The organism is Desulfovibrio sp. SGI.230 (assembly GCF_050313065.1).
GTDB lineage: Bacteria > Desulfobacterota > Desulfovibrionia > Desulfovibrionales > Desulfovibrionaceae > Desulfovibrio.
In genome coordinates this window covers 143,239-160,146 of record NZ_JBNPKS010000001.1, presented here as the reverse complement: position 1 = coordinate 160,146, position 16,908 = coordinate 143,239, and the positions used below count along the sequence as shown (strand labels likewise).

Annotated in this window: 14 protein-coding genes and 1 tRNA gene; 12 read left to right on the top strand and 3 right to left on the bottom strand. The window is 55.8% G+C overall.

Going from position 1 to position 16,908, the window contains the following annotated elements; all coding sequences use genetic code 11:
- Nucleotides 1-235 precede the first annotated feature (235 nt).
- A complete protein-coding gene (locus tag ACQRAG_RS00745; protein WP_304045975.1) occupies nt 236-985 on the bottom strand; it encodes an IclR family transcriptional regulator in 750 nt (249 codons plus the stop codon).
- 267 nt (nt 986-1,252) lie between these two features.
- Here ACQRAG_RS00745 and ACQRAG_RS00740 point away from each other — a divergent pair, with 267 nt between their 5' ends.
- The 10 genes from ACQRAG_RS00740 (at nt 1,253) to ACQRAG_RS00695 (ending at nt 13,183) form a co-directional block, all read left to right on the top strand.
- A complete protein-coding gene (locus tag ACQRAG_RS00740) occupies nt 1,253-1,477 on the top strand; it encodes a 4Fe-4S dicluster domain-containing protein (RefSeq protein ID WP_304025946.1) in 225 nt (74 codons plus the stop codon).
- A gap of 9 nt (nt 1,478-1,486) precedes the next feature.
- The gene (gene vorB / locus ACQRAG_RS00735; RefSeq protein WP_304037333.1) at nt 1,487-2,521 is read left to right on the top strand and encodes a 3-methyl-2-oxobutanoate dehydrogenase subunit VorB; all 1,035 of its coding nucleotides are present in this window, start codon (nt 1,487-1,489) and stop codon (nt 2,519-2,521) included.
- Between the two features lie 12 nt (nt 2,522-2,533).
- Complete coding sequence (locus ACQRAG_RS00730) at nt 2,534-3,277, top strand: thiamine pyrophosphate-dependent enzyme (RefSeq protein WP_304025942.1); 744 nt, start codon at nt 2,534-2,536, stop codon at nt 3,275-3,277.
- Nucleotides 3,270-3,806, top strand: a complete 537-nt coding sequence (locus ACQRAG_RS00725; protein WP_304025940.1) for a 2-oxoacid:acceptor oxidoreductase family protein — start codon at nt 3,270-3,272, stop codon at nt 3,804-3,806. The genes ACQRAG_RS00730 and ACQRAG_RS00725 overlap by 8 nt, the downstream gene beginning before the upstream one ends.
- Nucleotides 3,807-3,819: 13 nt before the next feature.
- Nucleotides 3,820-5,913, top strand: a complete 2,094-nt coding sequence (locus ACQRAG_RS00720; RefSeq protein ID WP_427803726.1) for an acetate--CoA ligase family protein — start codon at nt 3,820-3,822, stop codon at nt 5,911-5,913.
- A 66-nt stretch (nt 5,914-5,979) separates the two neighbouring features.
- Nucleotides 5,980-7,224: an MFS transporter gene (locus tag ACQRAG_RS00715; protein WP_304025936.1), complete on the top strand. Its 1,245-nt coding sequence runs from the start codon at nt 5,980-5,982 to the stop codon at nt 7,222-7,224.
- 53 nt (nt 7,225-7,277) lie between these two features.
- Nucleotides 7,278-8,693: a sodium:solute symporter family protein gene (locus ACQRAG_RS00710; protein WP_427803725.1), complete on the top strand. Its 1,416-nt coding sequence runs from the start codon at nt 7,278-7,280 to the stop codon at nt 8,691-8,693.
- Nucleotides 8,694-8,727: 34 nt separating this feature from the next.
- Nucleotides 8,728-10,104, top strand: a complete 1,377-nt coding sequence (locus ACQRAG_RS00705; protein WP_304045988.1) for an FAD-binding oxidoreductase — start codon at nt 8,728-8,730, stop codon at nt 10,102-10,104.
- 3 nt (nt 10,105-10,107) lie between these two features.
- A complete protein-coding gene (locus ACQRAG_RS00700; protein ID WP_304047742.1) occupies nt 10,108-11,406 on the top strand; it encodes a (Fe-S)-binding protein in 1,299 nt (432 codons plus the stop codon).
- Between the two features lie 247 nt (nt 11,407-11,653).
- Nucleotides 11,654-13,183: an outer membrane homotrimeric porin gene (locus ACQRAG_RS00695; RefSeq protein ID WP_427803724.1), complete on the top strand. Its 1,530-nt coding sequence runs from the start codon at nt 11,654-11,656 to the stop codon at nt 13,181-13,183.
- A gap of 623 nt (nt 13,184-13,806) precedes the next feature.
- Here ACQRAG_RS00695 and ACQRAG_RS00690 read toward each other — a convergent pair.
- Nucleotides 13,807-14,112: a DUF6538 domain-containing protein gene (locus ACQRAG_RS00690; RefSeq protein ID WP_427803770.1), complete on the bottom strand. Its 306-nt coding sequence runs from the start codon at nt 14,110-14,112 to the stop codon at nt 13,807-13,809.
- 141 nt (nt 14,113-14,253) lie between these two features.
- Nucleotides 14,254-14,338, bottom strand: a tRNA-Leu gene (locus ACQRAG_RS00685).
- Nucleotides 14,339-14,507: 169 nt separating this feature from the next.
- Here ACQRAG_RS00685 and ACQRAG_RS00680 point away from each other — a divergent pair.
- Nucleotides 14,508-15,575 (top strand): DUF1786 domain-containing protein, encoded by a 1,068-nt coding sequence (locus ACQRAG_RS00680; protein ID WP_204673762.1) that lies wholly within the window; start codon nt 14,508-14,510, stop codon nt 15,573-15,575.
- 33 nt (nt 15,576-15,608) lie between these two features.
- A complete protein-coding gene (locus tag ACQRAG_RS00675) occupies nt 15,609-16,907 on the top strand; it encodes a phenylacetate--CoA ligase family protein (RefSeq protein ID WP_168935593.1) in 1,299 nt (432 codons plus the stop codon).
- Nucleotide 16,908 lies beyond the last annotated feature (1 nt).

Genomic DNA, 16,908 nt, shown 5'->3' with positions numbered 1-16,908 from the left:
ATGATTGTGGGATAAGACTGCAACTATGTCTGCTAGAGTGATGGTCTTTTAGGCAGCTGAGGACAATCCGATTTCCTTTCCCATCAGATGTCTATTTGAGTGCAAAAAACAAAGTCCCTGATCCTCTAAGAGGATCAGGGACTTTGTTTTTTGCTGGAAGTCATTTCAATAGTGAAAATATGGATTGAATACAATGATATTATACGAGTATATTTATTGACAAAATAGATATGCATTAACTTTTAACATGTGTAAGCATCTTTCCCTCAATATTTTTTACAGTTTTCATGATATCACTGGCAATAGTGTTTATCTCATTTTCATGTACCTGTAATCCGGACAATGTAACAGCTGCGACTACTTGACCACTATGGAAAATAGGTACGGAGATGCATGTCTGCAGAGCATTGAATTCGAATCTATCGACGGCATATCCACAGGATTTGACTTTTGACAGTTCTTTTAAAAACGATTCTTCGTCTGTAATTGTATTTTCTGTAAGTGCTGTAAAACTCAATTTTTTTAGTTCTTTCTTCAGTTTTGCAGGAGAAAGATAAGCAAAGATGGCTTTCCCTGATGCAGAAGCATGGATGAAACTGTAGCCGCTGGAAGCCCCTGATGAGACGATGGAATTTGCCGGGCGATATTCGAGCGCATAAACAAGTCCTTCTTCTTCATGGAAGACCAATGAAGCCGTCATGCCGAATTTGTCCCCCAAAGGCGGCAGCTCCGGCCGAACTATACCATAAAGGTCTCTATCCGGTTGATAGGAACGTCCCACTTCGTGCGCCATATACCCGATGCTGAAGCGTTTGTGTGTTTCCCGTAAAAAATGCTCTTGACGTAGGGTTTGCAGGATATCGAATGCACTGGTTTTGGGCATTTCCAGTTCCAAGCTTATTTCCGAAAGAGTCATCCCGTCCGGGCGCTTGGCTAGGAGGCAAAGGATTTGCAAGGCCCGTTGCGTAGTTCTGTTTGAAGACATGCCTTCTCCTATTTAGGGACGGTCGTGGGCAGCCGCATGAGCTGTGCGCGGCCGTTTTTTCGTTTTTACGGTATCTGAAGAGGGTTTTCAATATTTTATTCGTATATACGAATAAAAAATCGTATATACAAAAAAATTTGACAAAAAGACCAGGTCTGGCTACCCCTGAATCATCCTGCTGTGAGTGGGAACAGAGCCGCCTTCCCATGAGGAAAGGGAAAGACTCGATGCACAGGATAACGATGCAGCACAATATGGAGATAGACCATGGCTGAAGAAAAGAAGCGGAAAGCAAAGATGATACAGCATGTGGAACGCTGTAAGGAATGCGGTTACTGCGTCCGCAGCTGTCCTGTTGAGGCACTGTCGTTTTCTGATGTTGTGAACAAAAAAGGCTACCGGGTCGTGAGTATGGATGAGGAAAAGTGCACCTGCTGTGCGATCTGCTACACTGTTTGTCCTGACAATGTCTTTGAGCGAGTGGAGGATTAGGCGATGGCGATGAAACTGATGAAAGGCAATCATGCGCTGGCCGAAGCCGCTGTCCGCGCCGGCTGCCGCTTCTTTGGGGGCTATCCGATCACTCCCCAGACGGAGATCTTGGAATACCTGTCCGCCCGTCTGCCCGAAGTAGGCGGTGTCTTTTTGCAGGCGGAATCCGAGCTTGGGGGCGTCAATATGGTGTACGGAGCTGCCGCTGCCGGATGTCGTGCCATGACGAGCTCTTCCGGCCCGGGCTTCAGCCTGCTGCAGGAAGGTATCTCCTACATTGCTTCCGCCGAACTGCCCGCCGTCTTCGTGGACGTGCAGCGCTACGGTTCCGGCCTGGGCGACATTTTCCAGGCTCAGAGCGACTATTTTACTGCCACGCGCTGCGGTGGTCACGGTGACTACAAGCTGCTTGTTTATGCTCCTGCTTCCGTTCAGGAGAGCGTGGACTTGACCATGCTGGCCTTTGATAAAGCCGACGAATATCGCAATCCGGCACTCCTGCTTTCCGATGCCTCCATCGCTCAAATGATGGAGCCGGTAGAGCTGCCCGCAATGCGCGACGTGGACTTCGACAAACCATGGGCCATGCGGGGAAAGCACGGCGGTCCCAACAAGCGGGTCTCGTCCACCATGTACTATATCGAAGATTTCGATGCCTACATCAAAGCCAAATACGACACGATGATCGCCAAGGAACAGCGCTGGGAAAACGTCTGCGTGGAGGATGCTGATGTGGTCCTGGTGGCATATGGCATCAGCTCACGTATCTGCAAGGAGGCTGTGGCCATGGCCCGTGCCAAGGGCATCCGCTTGGGCCTGCTGCGTCCCATTTCCCTCTGGCCCTTCCCTGTCGACGGTTTTTCGGAAGTGAACCCCGCCGTAAAAGGCTACTTCACGGTAGAGCTGAGCGCTCTGCCGCGTCTGCAGGAAGATGTGCTGCTGGCTACGGGCCAGCGTGTGCCGGTGCATTATTTCCTTGGCGGGATGAATATCCCGGAACCTTCGGCAATCATTGAAAAAGCTGTCAAGCTCATCGCGGAATAGAGGTGCAGAACCATGGCTGAGAAAAAAACGCCCGCTCTTCTGATCGAAGACAACAGATATTGCCCCGGTTGTGGTCACGGGATCATCAACCGGATCCTGGCCGAAGTACTGGAAGAAATGGGCCTTGCCGATGAAACGATCGTGTCCCTGGCGGTCGGTTGCGGCGGCCTGATGATGTACTCCTTCGGTACGGACTGGATCCAGGCCCCGCACGGCCGTGCCGCTGCTGTGGCCACGGGCATCAAGCGTGTTCGCCCTGAAAATTGCGTCATCGCCTATCAGGGCGACGGTGACGCCCTGGCCATCGGTTTCTCGGAGACCATGTACGCCGCCATTCGTAACGAGAACATCACGGTCATCATCGTCAATAACGGTATCTACGGCATGACTGGTGGCCAGATGGCCCCCACGACCCTGCCAGGCCAGAAAACGGCCACCTCTCCAAAAGGGCGAGATGCCGAGACCACAGGCCTCCCGCTGGATGTCATTGCCTTCATGAAGGAACGCAAAGTGGGGTACCTGGCCCGCGGTGCTCTGCATTCCGCCAAGGAGATCAACAAGGTCAAAAAATACATCCGTGCTGCCGTAGAAAACCAGATGAACGGTGGCGGTTACGCCCTGGTGGAGATCCTCTCCCCTTGCCCGACCAACTGGTACATGACCCCTGAAGCGGCCATGAAACATATCGAGACCACGGTCGAATCCCAGTACCCCTTGGGGGAATTTGTTAAAAATGGAGTAAAAATCAATGCTTAGCATCACTTGTTCTGGTTTCGGGGGGCAGGGGGTTCTGACGGCAGGCCTGTTGCTGGCCAATGTTTCCATGGAAGCAGGGAAAAAGCTGACCTGGGTACCTTCTTATGGTTCGGAGATGCGCGGCGGTACCGCGAGCTGCCATTTGCGTATTGGCGACAGCGAGATCCTCAACCCTTTCTATTCTCGCATGGACGCCCTGATCGCCATGAATGAAGGTGCTGTGGACAAGTTCGTGGATCATATCGCGGAAGGTGGCGTGCTGATCGTCAACACGAGCATGGTCGCCGAGCGCGAGTTCCGCAAGGATATCCGCGTGGTCCGCGTAGCGGCTACCGAACTTTCGCAGCAACTGAAGAACCCCCGTGGTGCCAACATCATCATGCTTGGTGCGGCTATTGAAGCGACGGGTCTGTTCCCGGCCGAAGAATTTGCCGACGGTATCGATACCTTCTTCCAGCGCAAGGGGAAGAACAATCCCCTGAACCGTGAATGCTTCATGCAGGGGGTCCAGGCGGCCCGCAACTCCTAGGGGAGATTCCATTATGGATCTGAAAAAACTTTTGGCCCCCAAGACGGTCGCCATCGTCGGTGCCAGCGAGAAGGAAGGTTTTGGCGGAGATACCTGCCGTAATGTCCTGTCCTACGCGGACTGCGATCGGGTCTACTTCGTTAACCCCAAGCGCGATACCGTGTTCGGCAAGAAGTGTTGGCCTTCTCTGGATGCCCTGCCTGTGGACATCGATCTGGTCGTGGTCTGTACCCCTCAGAAGACCGTGGAAGACATCCTGAGACAGGCCGCTGCCAAAGGTGCTGGCGGGGCTGTGGTCTACGCCAGCGGCTACTCCGAAGTGGGCACGGAAGAAGGGCGTGAAGCCGACCGCAGCCTGCGAGCCCTGTGCGCAGAACTGGACATGGCGCTGATGGGTCCCAACTGTGCGGGATTCATGAACTATGTGGACAAGGTCGCGGCCTTTGCCTTTATCTCGGCGGAACGCGACAGGACCGGCGCCGTGGGCATCATCTCCCAGAGCGGCCAGCTGTGCCTTTCCCTGATGGACAGCCCTTCCATGCGTTTCTCGTACTCCATCTCGGCCGGTAACTGTTCGGTCGTGAGCATGGAAGACTACCTTTCCTATCTGGTAGAAGACGAGCACACCAAGGTCATCGGCCTTTACCTCGAAGGCGTGACCCAGCCTGCCAAATTCCTGGCGGGGCTGCGTGCCGCCGCCCTGAAGCGCAAGCCTGTGGTGGTGCTCAAGGCGGGCCGCAGTGAAAAGGGGAGCCGCGTAGCTGCCTCCCATACCGGTTCCCTGGCTGGTGCCGACCGCATGTATGATGCCATTTTCAAGAAGTTTGGCGTGATACGCGTCCGTGATGTGGAAGAGCTGCTGGCGACGACCCAACTGTTTGCCACGCTTCCGTCCTTGCCGGAGTCGACTGGTTTTGCCTCCATCAATCTTTCCGGTGGCGAGACGGGCATCTGCGCCGATACCGGCGACATGGAAGGGATTGACTTCCCCGACTTCCAGCCGGAGACCCTGGAAAAGCTCAAGGCTCTGCTGCCTTCCTATGCCAGCCCGGCCAATCCGCTGGATACCACGGCTACCATTTCTTATGACGCTGATGTCTATGCTTCCGTCCTGCGGGCCGTCATGGACGATCCTTCCATCGGCATGGTGATCGTCGGCTATACGTTGCTGTACGAAATCGCAGATCCCTGCATCCATTATATGGCCCGGGGTATCGAAAAGGTCATGGCCGAAGGGAACTGCAAGCCCGTGGCCATGCTCCCCTTCCTGGAGAGTTCCCGCAATCCCGAATATCTGGAAAGGCTCGCCGCTGCCGGTGTCCCGGTGTTGCCGCCGCCGGTCTATGCCTTTGCCGCGCTGCGCTATCTGAAGGAATTCATCAGCTATCGTCCGGAAGAGCATACGCTCGACCTCGCCATCCCCTCCCTCCCTGCCGCTCGCGAACGCCGGGCCCTGTCCGAATTCGAGAGCGGCAGGATCCTGCAGGAGTACGGTATCCCCACGCCTGAGGGCGTAGTGGCTGCTACTGCCGAGGAAGCCGCCGCTGCCGCAGAACGTCTGGGATATCCCGTGGCCCTGAAGATCGCCTCTGCCGATATCCTGCATAAGTCCGACATCGGCGGTGTGGAGCTGGGTATCCGTTCTCCTGACGCGGCTCGTGAGGCCTTTGGGCGCATCATGGCCAACGCGCGGGAAAAGGCTCCGCAGGCGGTGATAGACGGTGTTCTCGTTCAGAAGATGCTCAAGCCCGGCACGGAAGTCATCATTGGGGTGAACAACGATCCTCAGTTCGGTCCAGCCGTACTTGTCGGTCTGGGCGGCATCTTCGTGGAAGTGTTCCGCGATACCTCATTGCTGCCCGCGCCTTTCAGCAGAGAAGAAGCCCGGGCCATGCTCGATGAGCTCAAGGCCATTCCTCTGTTCAAGGGGTACCGGGGCAAGGCGCCGCTGGATCTGGAGGCACTCGCCGGCATGATCGCCAATGTGGCCCGTCTCGCGGCCGATCGTCGGGACGAGATCGTCGAACTCGATGTCAACCCTGTCTTTGTTTACGAGCAGGGGCAAGGGGTTTGTGCCGCTGACGCACTGGTCATCCTGCGCAAGTAAGAAAGAAGGCAGGCCGTCGCATCATTGACGGCCTGCCTTCAAAGGCATCAGGGAGGAAGATGCTGTATGAGTACGTTCCGACGCTATTTCGTCGTCATGGCGTTGTCTTTGGGGTACGCCGCGAGTTTCATGCTCCCCTATATCAAATATGTCTTTTATGATCAGCTGCTTGTGGGGATCAACTGCACGAACGAGCAGGCCGGTCTGCTGCTGACGATCTACACGATCATGAACCTCTGCCTGTATATCCCGGGCGGATGGGTCGCTGACAAGTACAGTGCCAAGTGGGTCATCGTCCTTTCCCTGGCCGGTACGGGCATCCTCAATATTTTCTTTGCCACCTACATGACCTTTTCCATGGCCATGATTGTCTGGGTACTGCTGGCCTTTACCACGGCATTTGCGTTCTGGTCGGGCGTCATCAAGGCCATCCGCCTGCTGGGGAGCGCCCGAGAGCAGGGGCGTCTCTACGGCTTCTTCAATGCTGGTGTAGGCCTGTTTTCCGCAGGCGTCTCGGCCGTAGGCATGTTCGTATACGGGCTGTTCGTGGCGGACCAGGTGGCCGGCCTCAAGGGGGTCATCTACGTGCAGGGCGCAGCTTGTCTGCTTTCCGCTACCGTAGTCATGTTTTTCTACGCTGAAAACAAGAATGGCGCGGAAGAATCCGAGGACGACAAATTCCAGACCAAGGATCTGCTGACCGTCCTCAAGGAACCCATGACCTGGGTCATCTCCCTGCTGATCTTCTGCGGTCACGGGATCTACACGAGTACTTCCTATTTCAATCCCTACATGACCAACGTCATCGGTGTGACCATGGCCTTTTCCGGTGTCCTGGCCATCGTGCGTACGCATATCCTGCGCGTTATCTGCGGGCCCGTGGGCGGTGTGCTGGCCGACAGAGTCAAATCTCCTTCGCTCGTGCTTATCTACTGCTTCGCGGCCATGACGGCCTTGCTGGCCATCTTCATCTTCATCCCGGCGGGTACCAGCGCGGTCGTCGTCATCGGTCTGCAATTGCTGCTCGCCGCCGTCACCTTTACCGCGTACGCCATCCTCTATTCCTGCATTGAGGAGGCGGGTATCCCGCGCAAGCTGACCGGCACGACCGTCGCCATGGCTTCCATGCTGGGCTACCTGCCCGACATGATCTACAATCCTCTGTTCGGCCGCTGGCTCGACCAGTACCAGAACACCGGTTACATCTATATCTTTCTGTTCCTTGCAGTCTCCGGCCTTGTAGGCATGGGCATGGCCTTCCTGGTGCGACGTCGCGGGAATGCCCGTCGATTTACTGAATCTGCCGGTTAGATGTTGGGCTTGGCCCCCCACAGTTGTGGGGGGCCGGAATGGCGGAGATGCCTATGGATATATGGGATTATGCCGTGCTTTTTGGCTACCTTGCCACCCTGGTGGTCATTGGCTGGCGTGCACGCCATCGGCAGAAGGATATAGACTTGTACTTTGTTGGCGGACGGAAAGCCGGGACATTTGCTGTCATGACCCTGTGGCTGACGGCCTGGGTAGGCGGAGCAACCATCCTGGGCACTGCGGAGCAGGCTTATGAGCTTGGGATACGTGCTTTGCTGTATCCTCTGGGCATGGCTGTTGGCTGCGTACTGTTTGCCCTGACGTTTACCGGAAGGATCAAGGAAGCCGGAGATGCCTACGGGCATATCACCTATCCGGATTTCATCGAGCGATCCTACGGGCCGGGTTGTCGCATCGTCAGTACAGTGACGGCCCTGTGTGCCAACATCGGCTACGCAGCCAGTCAGCTCCTGGCCACGGCAGTCATCTTGCACGAGTTGGCCGGCATTTCCATGCTGCTTGCCTTTATCCTGGCGACAGTTGTGACGGTCTTCTATACCGCTGCCGGCGGTTTCCTGGCTCTGGACAGGACGTGTCGCTTCCAGGCCATCCTGATCCTTGCAGGAACGGGGCTGATCGGTATGCCGCTCATGGTGTTCTATACAGGAGAGAGCGGCAGCAGTCTGGGCGCCCTGCCGGCGTCATTCACCGGGGTGGGAGATCTCGACGGAATTTCCCTGCTGGGCATGTTTATCAGCATTATTCTGACATTCTATACCTCCAGTGACAGCTACGTCCGGTGTTTTTCTGCACGCTCCCGGAACAGCGCCATCGTGGGAACTGTCCTGGCAGGTCTGCTCATCATGGGAATCGGGATTTCCGTCTGTATCATGGGGCTGGGTGCCCGTATTCTGTTCCCTGATCTGGGGGATGGCTCCAGCGCATTCATCACCGTGATACTGCGGCTGTTTCCCTCTGGCTTGAAAGGCCTGATGCTCGTGGTACTACTGGCAGCCATCATGTCAACGGCCTGTTCTTGCATCCTGACAGCCTCAGCCAACGTGACCCGCGATATATATCAGCGTTTTTGCACCCATCAGGTACAACCCCGACAGCTTGTTACGGTCGGTGTCCTCAGCTCTGTAGGCGTAGGAATCGCCAGCGCCCTGATCGCTTGGTATGTGCGGGATATCATCAATCTGCTGTTCATGGCCTTTACCGTCAATTCAGCCAGCCTGTTTGTGCCCACACTGGGTGCCTACTTTTGGAAAAAGGCAAGCTGCCGCGCTGCATTCTGGAGTATTTCCCTGTCATTGCTGACAGTCATCGCATGGTATGCGGGACGTATGTTACAGGTTGGCGGCATAGTATCATCAGTTGATCCTGTATGGCCTGGGCTTGGAGTTTCTGCTGTTTTGTTTGTTGTCATCAGCCTCATGGAAAATAACAGCAGTAACGTTGCTTCTTGAAGAGACTAATTCAACAATATGGAGATTTTTCACGATGCTTGACAAGGAATTCAAAGAAAAGATTGAGGCCCTGCTTGGCACAGATCGTTCTTCTTTCGCTCCCGAGGATCTGATTGCCTACTCGTATGATGCCAATACAGAAAAGCGGGCTATGCCCGAAGGTGTCGTGCTGCCCGAAAGTGTGGCCGAAGTTTCGGCCATCTTGAAATTGGCCAATGAATATGAAGTGCCGGTAACCCCCAGGGGGGGAGCCAGTGGCTATACCGGAGGCGTCGTTCCCGTTGAAGGGGGCATCATAATGGCCATGGATCGTTTCAACAAGATCCTTGAAATCGACAGGGACAATTTCCTGGCCATTGTTGAACCGGGCGTTATCACCAAGACGCTTCAGGAAGAGGTGGACAAGATCGGGCTGATGTATCCGCCGGATCCTGCATCTACGGCTTTTTCCACCATTGGCGGGAATATCGCGGAAAATTCCGGTGGATTGCGCGCCGTAAAGTACGGGGTGACCAAAAATTATGTCATGGGGCTGGAGGTCGTCCTGCCGACTGGTGAGGTCGTGCGAACCGGGTCCAAATGCATCAAGGACGTCGTGGGCTATAACCTGACGGAACTGTTCGTGGGCTCTGAAGGGACGCTGGGCGTCATCACCAAGGCAGTCATCAAGATCGTGCCCAAGCCCGAATCCGTGCGCACCATGACAGCGACCTTCCACACCCTCGAAGACGCCGCCGAGGCCGTAAAAGCTATTTTTGCCACGGGCGTCCGTCCGTCGACCCTGGAGTTCCTGGACCGCATCTCCGTTGAGGTCGTGGAGCGGGCCATCCATTTCGGTGCCCGCCCGGAAGAGGGGGCCCTGCTGCTCATCGAAGTCGATGGCCCGGACATCGCCCTTGACGGCGATGTGGCCAACATCGAAGCCGCCTGCAAAAAGTGTGGCGTGATCACCTTCCGCAAGGCGCGTACGGAAGAAGAGCGGGAAGAGCTTTGGAAGGCTCGACGTGCGCTGTCTTTCGCCGTGTGCGAGATATCTGAGGACTGGGAAGATGACGATATCTCCGTGCCGATCTCCCGTATCCCGCAGATGATTCGTAAGCTGGATGAAATTGCCGCGCGCCATGATATCATCATCTACAATTTTGGTCATTACGGCGATGGCAATATCCATGTGGGCATGACCACGGGCAAGAGTGGCCGCCCCTTCCCCATGGCAGCTAAAGATGAAGTCGTGGCTGCTGCCGTTTCTTTGGAAGGCCGTATCGCGGCCGAACACGGCATTGGCTGCGTCAAAGTCCATAACCTGCATTGGAATATCGATGAACCTACGCTGAAGATGATGCGTAGCTTTAAAAAGCTGCTGGATCCCAAGGGGATCCTGAACCCCGGCAAAGTCATGCCCAAGGAGTAGTCCATGAACAAGGACAAAAAAGCAGCACTCGATAACCTGAAGAAGGTTGTTAAAGAAGAGCTTTACAAATGCATCCGCTGCGGCGAATGCCGTACGGTATGTCCCATTTTCAAGGAAAGCCCGGCAGAACGCTATACGGCCCGTGGCAAGATGCAAATAGCCCAAGCTCTTGTTGATGGCCGCCTGGAGTTCACGGCCCATGTGCGTGAAGCCTTGGACAATTGTTTGTTGTGCACTGGTTGTGCTTCCCAGTGCGGCAGCGGGGCCCGTGCCGATCGTGTCATCATGGCGGCAAGGCAGGCCTTTGCCGAAGAACTGGGGCTGCCCGCCATCAAAAAGGCCATCAGTCTGGCTCTGGGCCAAGGCCAGGGGCTTTTGGGAGCGGAAGCCAGGATGGGCGCCCTGCTGCAGCCCTTATTCTTCAAGGGTGTGCCTCAGGATAGTGGTCTCTATCGTCGTTTTGCCATGCCGTTCGTGGATGACAAACAGTACATCCCCAAGGTGGCCACTACGCCGTTCCGCAGCCGGGTCTCCTTTGCTGGTGAAAAGGGATGGCCAGTGGTGACGTTTTTTACCGGCTGCATGACCAATTATGTCATGACGGAGATCGGTGACAGCCTCGTCAAGGTCCTTAATGCTTTGCATATCGCCGTCAGGGTCCCGTCCGCTCAGGGATGTTGCGGCATGCCTATGCTCATCAGCGGCGATCGCGAAGCCGTCAAAAAAGCTGCCAGACGCAATGTGGAGGCCCTGGAGGCAAGCAATCCCAATGAACCTGTGCTCGTCGTCTGTCCTTCGGGCGGACACATGCTGCGGCACGGTTACCTTGAGCTGTTTGCAGATGATGCCTCTATGAGGGGACGACTGGAATCTTTGGCCAGCCGTACCATGGATGTGACGGAATTCCTTGTCCACCGGGTCGGTGTGGAGCGGTTGGAACAGCTCGTCGGAAAGGGAAGGGCCCGGGCCGTCACCTATCACGATCCCTGCCATTTGCGGAAAGCCCAGAAGGTGACGCAAGAACCGCGTGAGATCCTGGCCGTTGCTGCGCACAGCGAAATCAAGGAGATGCGTCACCCCGAAGCCTGCTGCGGTATGGGAGGAACGTATTTTTTGACGCATCTGGACATGTCGAAAAAGATCCAATCGCGCAAGATAGAAGATATCATGGAAACATGCGCGGACTGTGTGGCGACGACCTGCCCGGGCTGCATCATGCAGCTGCGGGATGGTATCAGGCGGAGCAAAGATTCCGGTGTGGCCGTCAAACACGTCATCCAGATGCTTGCAGAAGCATTTTAGGAGACAATCCGGATTTCTATCGAAAGACGACTGATTAGTGTGGCACGAAGAAGCTGGCATGGAGCGGCAGGGATCGCTGTTCGATCCTGTGCGGTACGATGATTCTGTTGCAGAGGAAAGGATTGCTACTGCTGGAAAACGCCTACTTCCAAAAGATGCGCACGTTTGATCGTCGCGACATAAGTATGGAGGGAGCCCCTGTTGATGCCGATTCAGACAACGGCTCCCTCCCTTTAGGAGGTACATAATGAAAAAATTGATGATTCTGGCTCTTTCAGCCGCACTTCTCACGGGGATGTCATCCGCTGTTCAGGCCATAGACTTCAAAGCTAGAGGAGAGTGGCTGATGGGTTTTGGTGCTGGTGATGGGCAATTCACCAGTGATCGGCGTATCGGTGCCGACAGCAGGAAAACGGATACGGATGACGTGCTTGATGTCCGCCAGCGCGTCAAGCTGCAACTGGATGCCGTAGCCTCTGAGTCGCTATCCGGGACGGTCATCTTCGAGATCGGGGATCAGGTATGGGGCCAAAACCGCACCGGGGGAGCCTTGGGCGCGGATGGCAACGTCGTAGAGTTGAAGCATGCCTATATCGACTGGACGCCGCCCGATAGCCGACTCAATTTCCGCATGGGTATCCAAGGGATCGGCATGCCTGATGCCGCCGGCGGATCCTCCGTTTTGAACGATGACATGGTGGGGATCACCGCTTCGTACCAATTCAATGAAAACGTCGGGTTGACGGCTTTCTGGATACGGGCTTTCAACGACAACTGGGCGAATGACAGTACGTATTGGAAAAGCTCCGATAGCAAGTATGCAAATTTCAACGATAATGTGGATCTGTTTGCACTGACGCTCCCCCTGTCACTGGAAGGAGTTCGTTTGATCCCCTGGGTCATGGCCGGAATGATCGGGGCCAATGCTTGGGATGCCATGGATAACGATTTGCATAAAGCTAGCTATCCCGGATACAGTTTGCGTCCGTATCCTCTTGCCACTGCCTCCAGCCGCACAGGTATTCTTGGCGATACAGACAAAGCCTACGGGCTTGCCTTCTGGGCCGGTCTGCCTGTCGTCGTCAGCATGTTCGATCCTTGGAATATCGAGCTGGACATCAACTACGGCTCTATCGAGTCCATGGGGCGTTACATGGCTACGCGCTACAATACCGGCGAGAGCGTATGGGCCGGAACCAAGCGTGAAGGCTGGCTGGTCAAGGCGTTGATCGAGTACAAACTGGATTGGGGGACACCAGGGATTTTTGGCTGGTATGCTTCCGGCGATGACGGTAACGTCAAGAATGGATCTGAGCGTATGCCCACACTGTCCGGTTGCGCAAACTTCATGTCTTTCCATGGTGATGCTATTGGTTGGGGCGATCCTCGCCTTTATGATAAAGCCCTGACCTATGCCGGGACTTGGGGGATCGGTCTGCGCCTGCACGATATGAGCTTTATCGCTGACCTGAAGCACTCGTTCCGTGTTGCTTGGTGGGGGGGGACAAACAGCCCCTCGATGGCAAAATATGTGGAGCATTCCTACGGCTGGGACAATCAGACAGCGGAGGGGCCCTATCTGACGACCACTGATGGGCTGCTGGAATTCAATCTCGTCAACACTTATCAAATTTACGAGAACTTGGAAGCTTCTTTGGAGCTGAGCTATATCGCCAACTTCGTAGATGATTCCACATGGAAACGTTCTTACCGAGACGATTCTTACAGCAAGCAGGATGCTTGGAAAGCCCAGTTGATTTTCGCATACCGCTTTTAAGTTTATACTGTCTAGGTATCAGATGTATGTATCTGGCTATAGATAGTTATGTCTGATGCTGCTGTGCAATTTAAAGCCTGTCGGTATTTATTTATCGGCAGGCTTTCATTGTTTTTTAATATTGATATTTATAACAAATTAATAATCTTGAATAATATATTTAAAAGCTATGGATGCATGAGGGAAATATCAACGGAAACGTTCTTCACACAATAACAGCAAGGCATCAGGGCAGAACATCCCGTGGGGATGGTCTGTCCTGATACTGTTTTCAGCGGAACAGGAAGTCACTGAAGGGGAAGCCAAAGCCCCGTCAGGTGATATGGCAGCTACATGCTTCCCAGAAAATCTTGCAGTGGAAAGCGGGGAAATTTTGCTGCAACTGGTTGGGATAGAGGATGGAGACAGGTATCCTGACAAACAGGTTTCTTGGCAAATGGAGGAGTGAATCGTGTGGCCGGATATGCTGGTTGCCGATCACAAGTAAAAGAAGGAGCCGTGAAGTCTTTTGCATCTCCTGCATCCATACTGTTTGTGACCGTCATTGCTGGTGCTTGGGAAAAAGAGCAGGGCAGAGCCGTTTTTCGGGGACCACGTTTCCCGTATTCACTGACATCCTTTCCCTACATGGAAGACAGATGCCGGACAAGGATATGCCGCAGCGTGGGAAGATCAGGTACGCCAGGTAACGAAGCATGCAGCAGGACAAAAAGCCGGCAGGCAAGCAGCTTGGCTTCCTGACGGAAACATGTTCCCAGGCTCAGGCGTATCTCGGCATTCCCCAGACGTTTTTGGGCAGCAGCAGGCAGAGCACAACGAAAATAGAAGATGCGGCCCACGCAAAGAAGATGCTGGCCGGAACGGCGAGTTGTAGAGTGGGAGTGGGAAGTGCCGTGCGGGTGAGCGGAAGAAGCGGCAGCGGATGGCATTTGAGGCACCTTTTGTACCACCTGTTTGACCCAAATTCGTAAAGGCAGGAAAAACAGGGGACGGGCTGGGCTTGCAGCGCTGCTCGAAACAACAAAAAAAGAAAGGGTTGCGGCTACTTGCCACAACCCTTGATGTCTTGCTGGTGCCGAGGGCGGGAATCGAACCCGCACGGCGGTTGCCACTACCACCTCAAGATAGCGTGTCTACCAATTCCACCACCTCGGCACAAGTGGAGTGATACAGAAAACAGGGTGGCTTGGCAAGAACTTTTTTGCATTTTGGAAAAATTTTTTTGAGCAGCCCTGCCGGAAAGGCTGGGGACTTGCCTTGGGCCCGGCTAACCGGTACACCAAGAAACGGCAAACTTTGCTATTGTTTGGCCTGGAGAAAAACCATGGATGACGGTGTTCGTACTTTTTTACAAAAAACAGGTCCTGTCCTTTGTGTCGATATCGGCAGCGGCACCCAGGATGTCCTTTTGGCCCGTCCGGGACTGGAAGTCCACAACTGGCCACGCTTCGTCCTGCCTTCACCGGCCCGTCTGGCCGCGCAGCGCATTCGTGAGCTGACCCTGCTCAAGCAGCCGGTATGGCTGTATGGTGAAAATATCGGTGGCGGCTTTGGCCTTGCCGTGCGTGACCACATCAAGGCGGGGTTTGCTGTCTACAGTACCGCCAGTGCTGCCAGTGCCCTGCACGACAACCCCGAAGTCGTCCGCAGCATGGGCGTCCAGGTAGCGGAGCAGTGTCCGGCCGGTGCCGTGCCGGTGCCTCTTTCCGATTATTCCCCGGAATTTTTTGCCGGACTGCTGCGGCAGGCCGGGCTCCCGTTGCCGCATCTGGTACTGGCGGGCTGTCAGGATCATGGTTTTCATCCCAACGGCAACCGCATGGGACGCATGCAGGCCTGGACGGCCCTGCTGCAGGCATCGGCCCTGCCGGCCAACTGGATCTACGAACAGCCGCCGGCGGAGTGCACCCGTCTGCTGGCCTTACAGAAAAAAACTGGCGGCCCGGTGGCGGATACGGGGACCTGTGCCCTGCTGGGCGCCTTGTGCGTGCCGGAAGTCATGAAGCGGAGCTGGCGCGAAGGGATCACCATTATCAATGTGGGCAACAGCCACACGGTGGCGGCGCTGGTCTATCAGGGGCAGGTCCGCGGCATCTACGAGCATCATACCGGCATGCGTACCCTGCAGGAATACCTTGCGGATCTTGAGCAGTTCCGGCGTTCCTGGCTGCCGTGCGAGGAGGTCCTTGCACACGGAGGGCACGGGACGGCATTCGGTCCCTACTGTGAGGAGGCCGGAGGCTACGAACCCACCTATATACTGGGACCGAAGCGGGAATTTTTGCAGGGACAGGGACAGTTCCTGGCCCCGTATGGCGATATGATGCTGGCAGGCTGTTTTGGCCTGCTCTGGGGATGGGCGCACAGGGGCGACGCCGCCGGGCGTTTGTAATTCAAGATGGACAAGCAGCAATAAGGTTTTGACATGGAAGTTTTCGATGCAGCGGAATTGTGGAGCAGGGACCAGATCGAACACACCCAGCTGACGCGCCTCAAGGCCACCGTGGCCCATGTGCGCAAGAGCGAGTTCTATCGCCGCCGTCTGGATGAAGCCGGTGTGACGCCCGAGAGCATCACGTCGCTGGACGACATCCGGCGCATCCCCTTCACCACCAAGCAGGATCTGCGGGACCAGTATCCCACGGGGCTCCTGTGCGTACCGCGCAGCGAGATCGTGCGCATGCACTGCTCCAGTGGTACCACGGGCAGTCCTGTGGCCATCTGCCATACGCAGAACGACATCAATAGCTGGGCCGATCTGATGGCCCGCTGCCTCTATATGGTAGGCGTACGCCGTGATGACGTGTTCCAGAACATGTCCGGTTACGGCCTGTTCACCGGGGGCCTGGGGATCCATTTCGGTGCCGAGCGCCTGGGCTGCATGACCATCCCGGCCGGTCCCGGCAACTCGCGCCGCCAGATCAAGCTGGCCAAGGACTTCAAGACCACGGTCGCCCACATCCTGCCGTCCTATGCGCTCATCCTTGGCGAACATCTGCGCAATATGGGTGAGGACCCGCGCGACTTCCCCCTGCGCATCGCCGTGGTGGGGGCCGAGCCCTATACGGTGGAATTCCGGCGCCGCATCGAAGAACTTTTCGACATGAAGGCCTACAACTCCTACGGCCTCTCCGAGATGAACGGCCCGGGCGTGGCCTTTGAATGCCAGAACCAGAACGGCCTGCACGTCTGGGAAGACGCCTACCTGCCGGAGATCGTGGATCCCAAGACCGGCGAGCCCGTGCCCGACGGCGAGATCGGCGAACTGGTCATGACCTGCCTGTGCCGTCAGGGCATGCCCATCCTGCGTTACCGCACCCGCGACCTGACCCGCTTCCTGCCCGGGGAATGCTCCTGCGGCCGTCATCATCGCCGCATCGACCGCATCCTGGGCCGCGCGGACGACATGTTCATCATCAAGGGCGTCAACGTCTATCCCATGCAGATCGAACAGGTCATCATGACCTTCCCCGAAGTGGGGCAGAACTACTGCATCCTGCTGGAGAACGACGGTATCGGCGACGTCATGCGCGTGCAGGTGGAGATCCGCGACGAGTACTTCGTGGAAGACATGCGCTGCCTGCAGGGCCTGCAGAAGACCATCGCCCAGCGGCTGCGTGACGAGATCCTGGTTACGCCGCGCGTGGAACTGGTGCAGAGCAACAGCCTGCCCAGCAGCGAAGGCAAGGCCGTGCGCGTGTACGACAACCGCGTCAAGAAGTAGC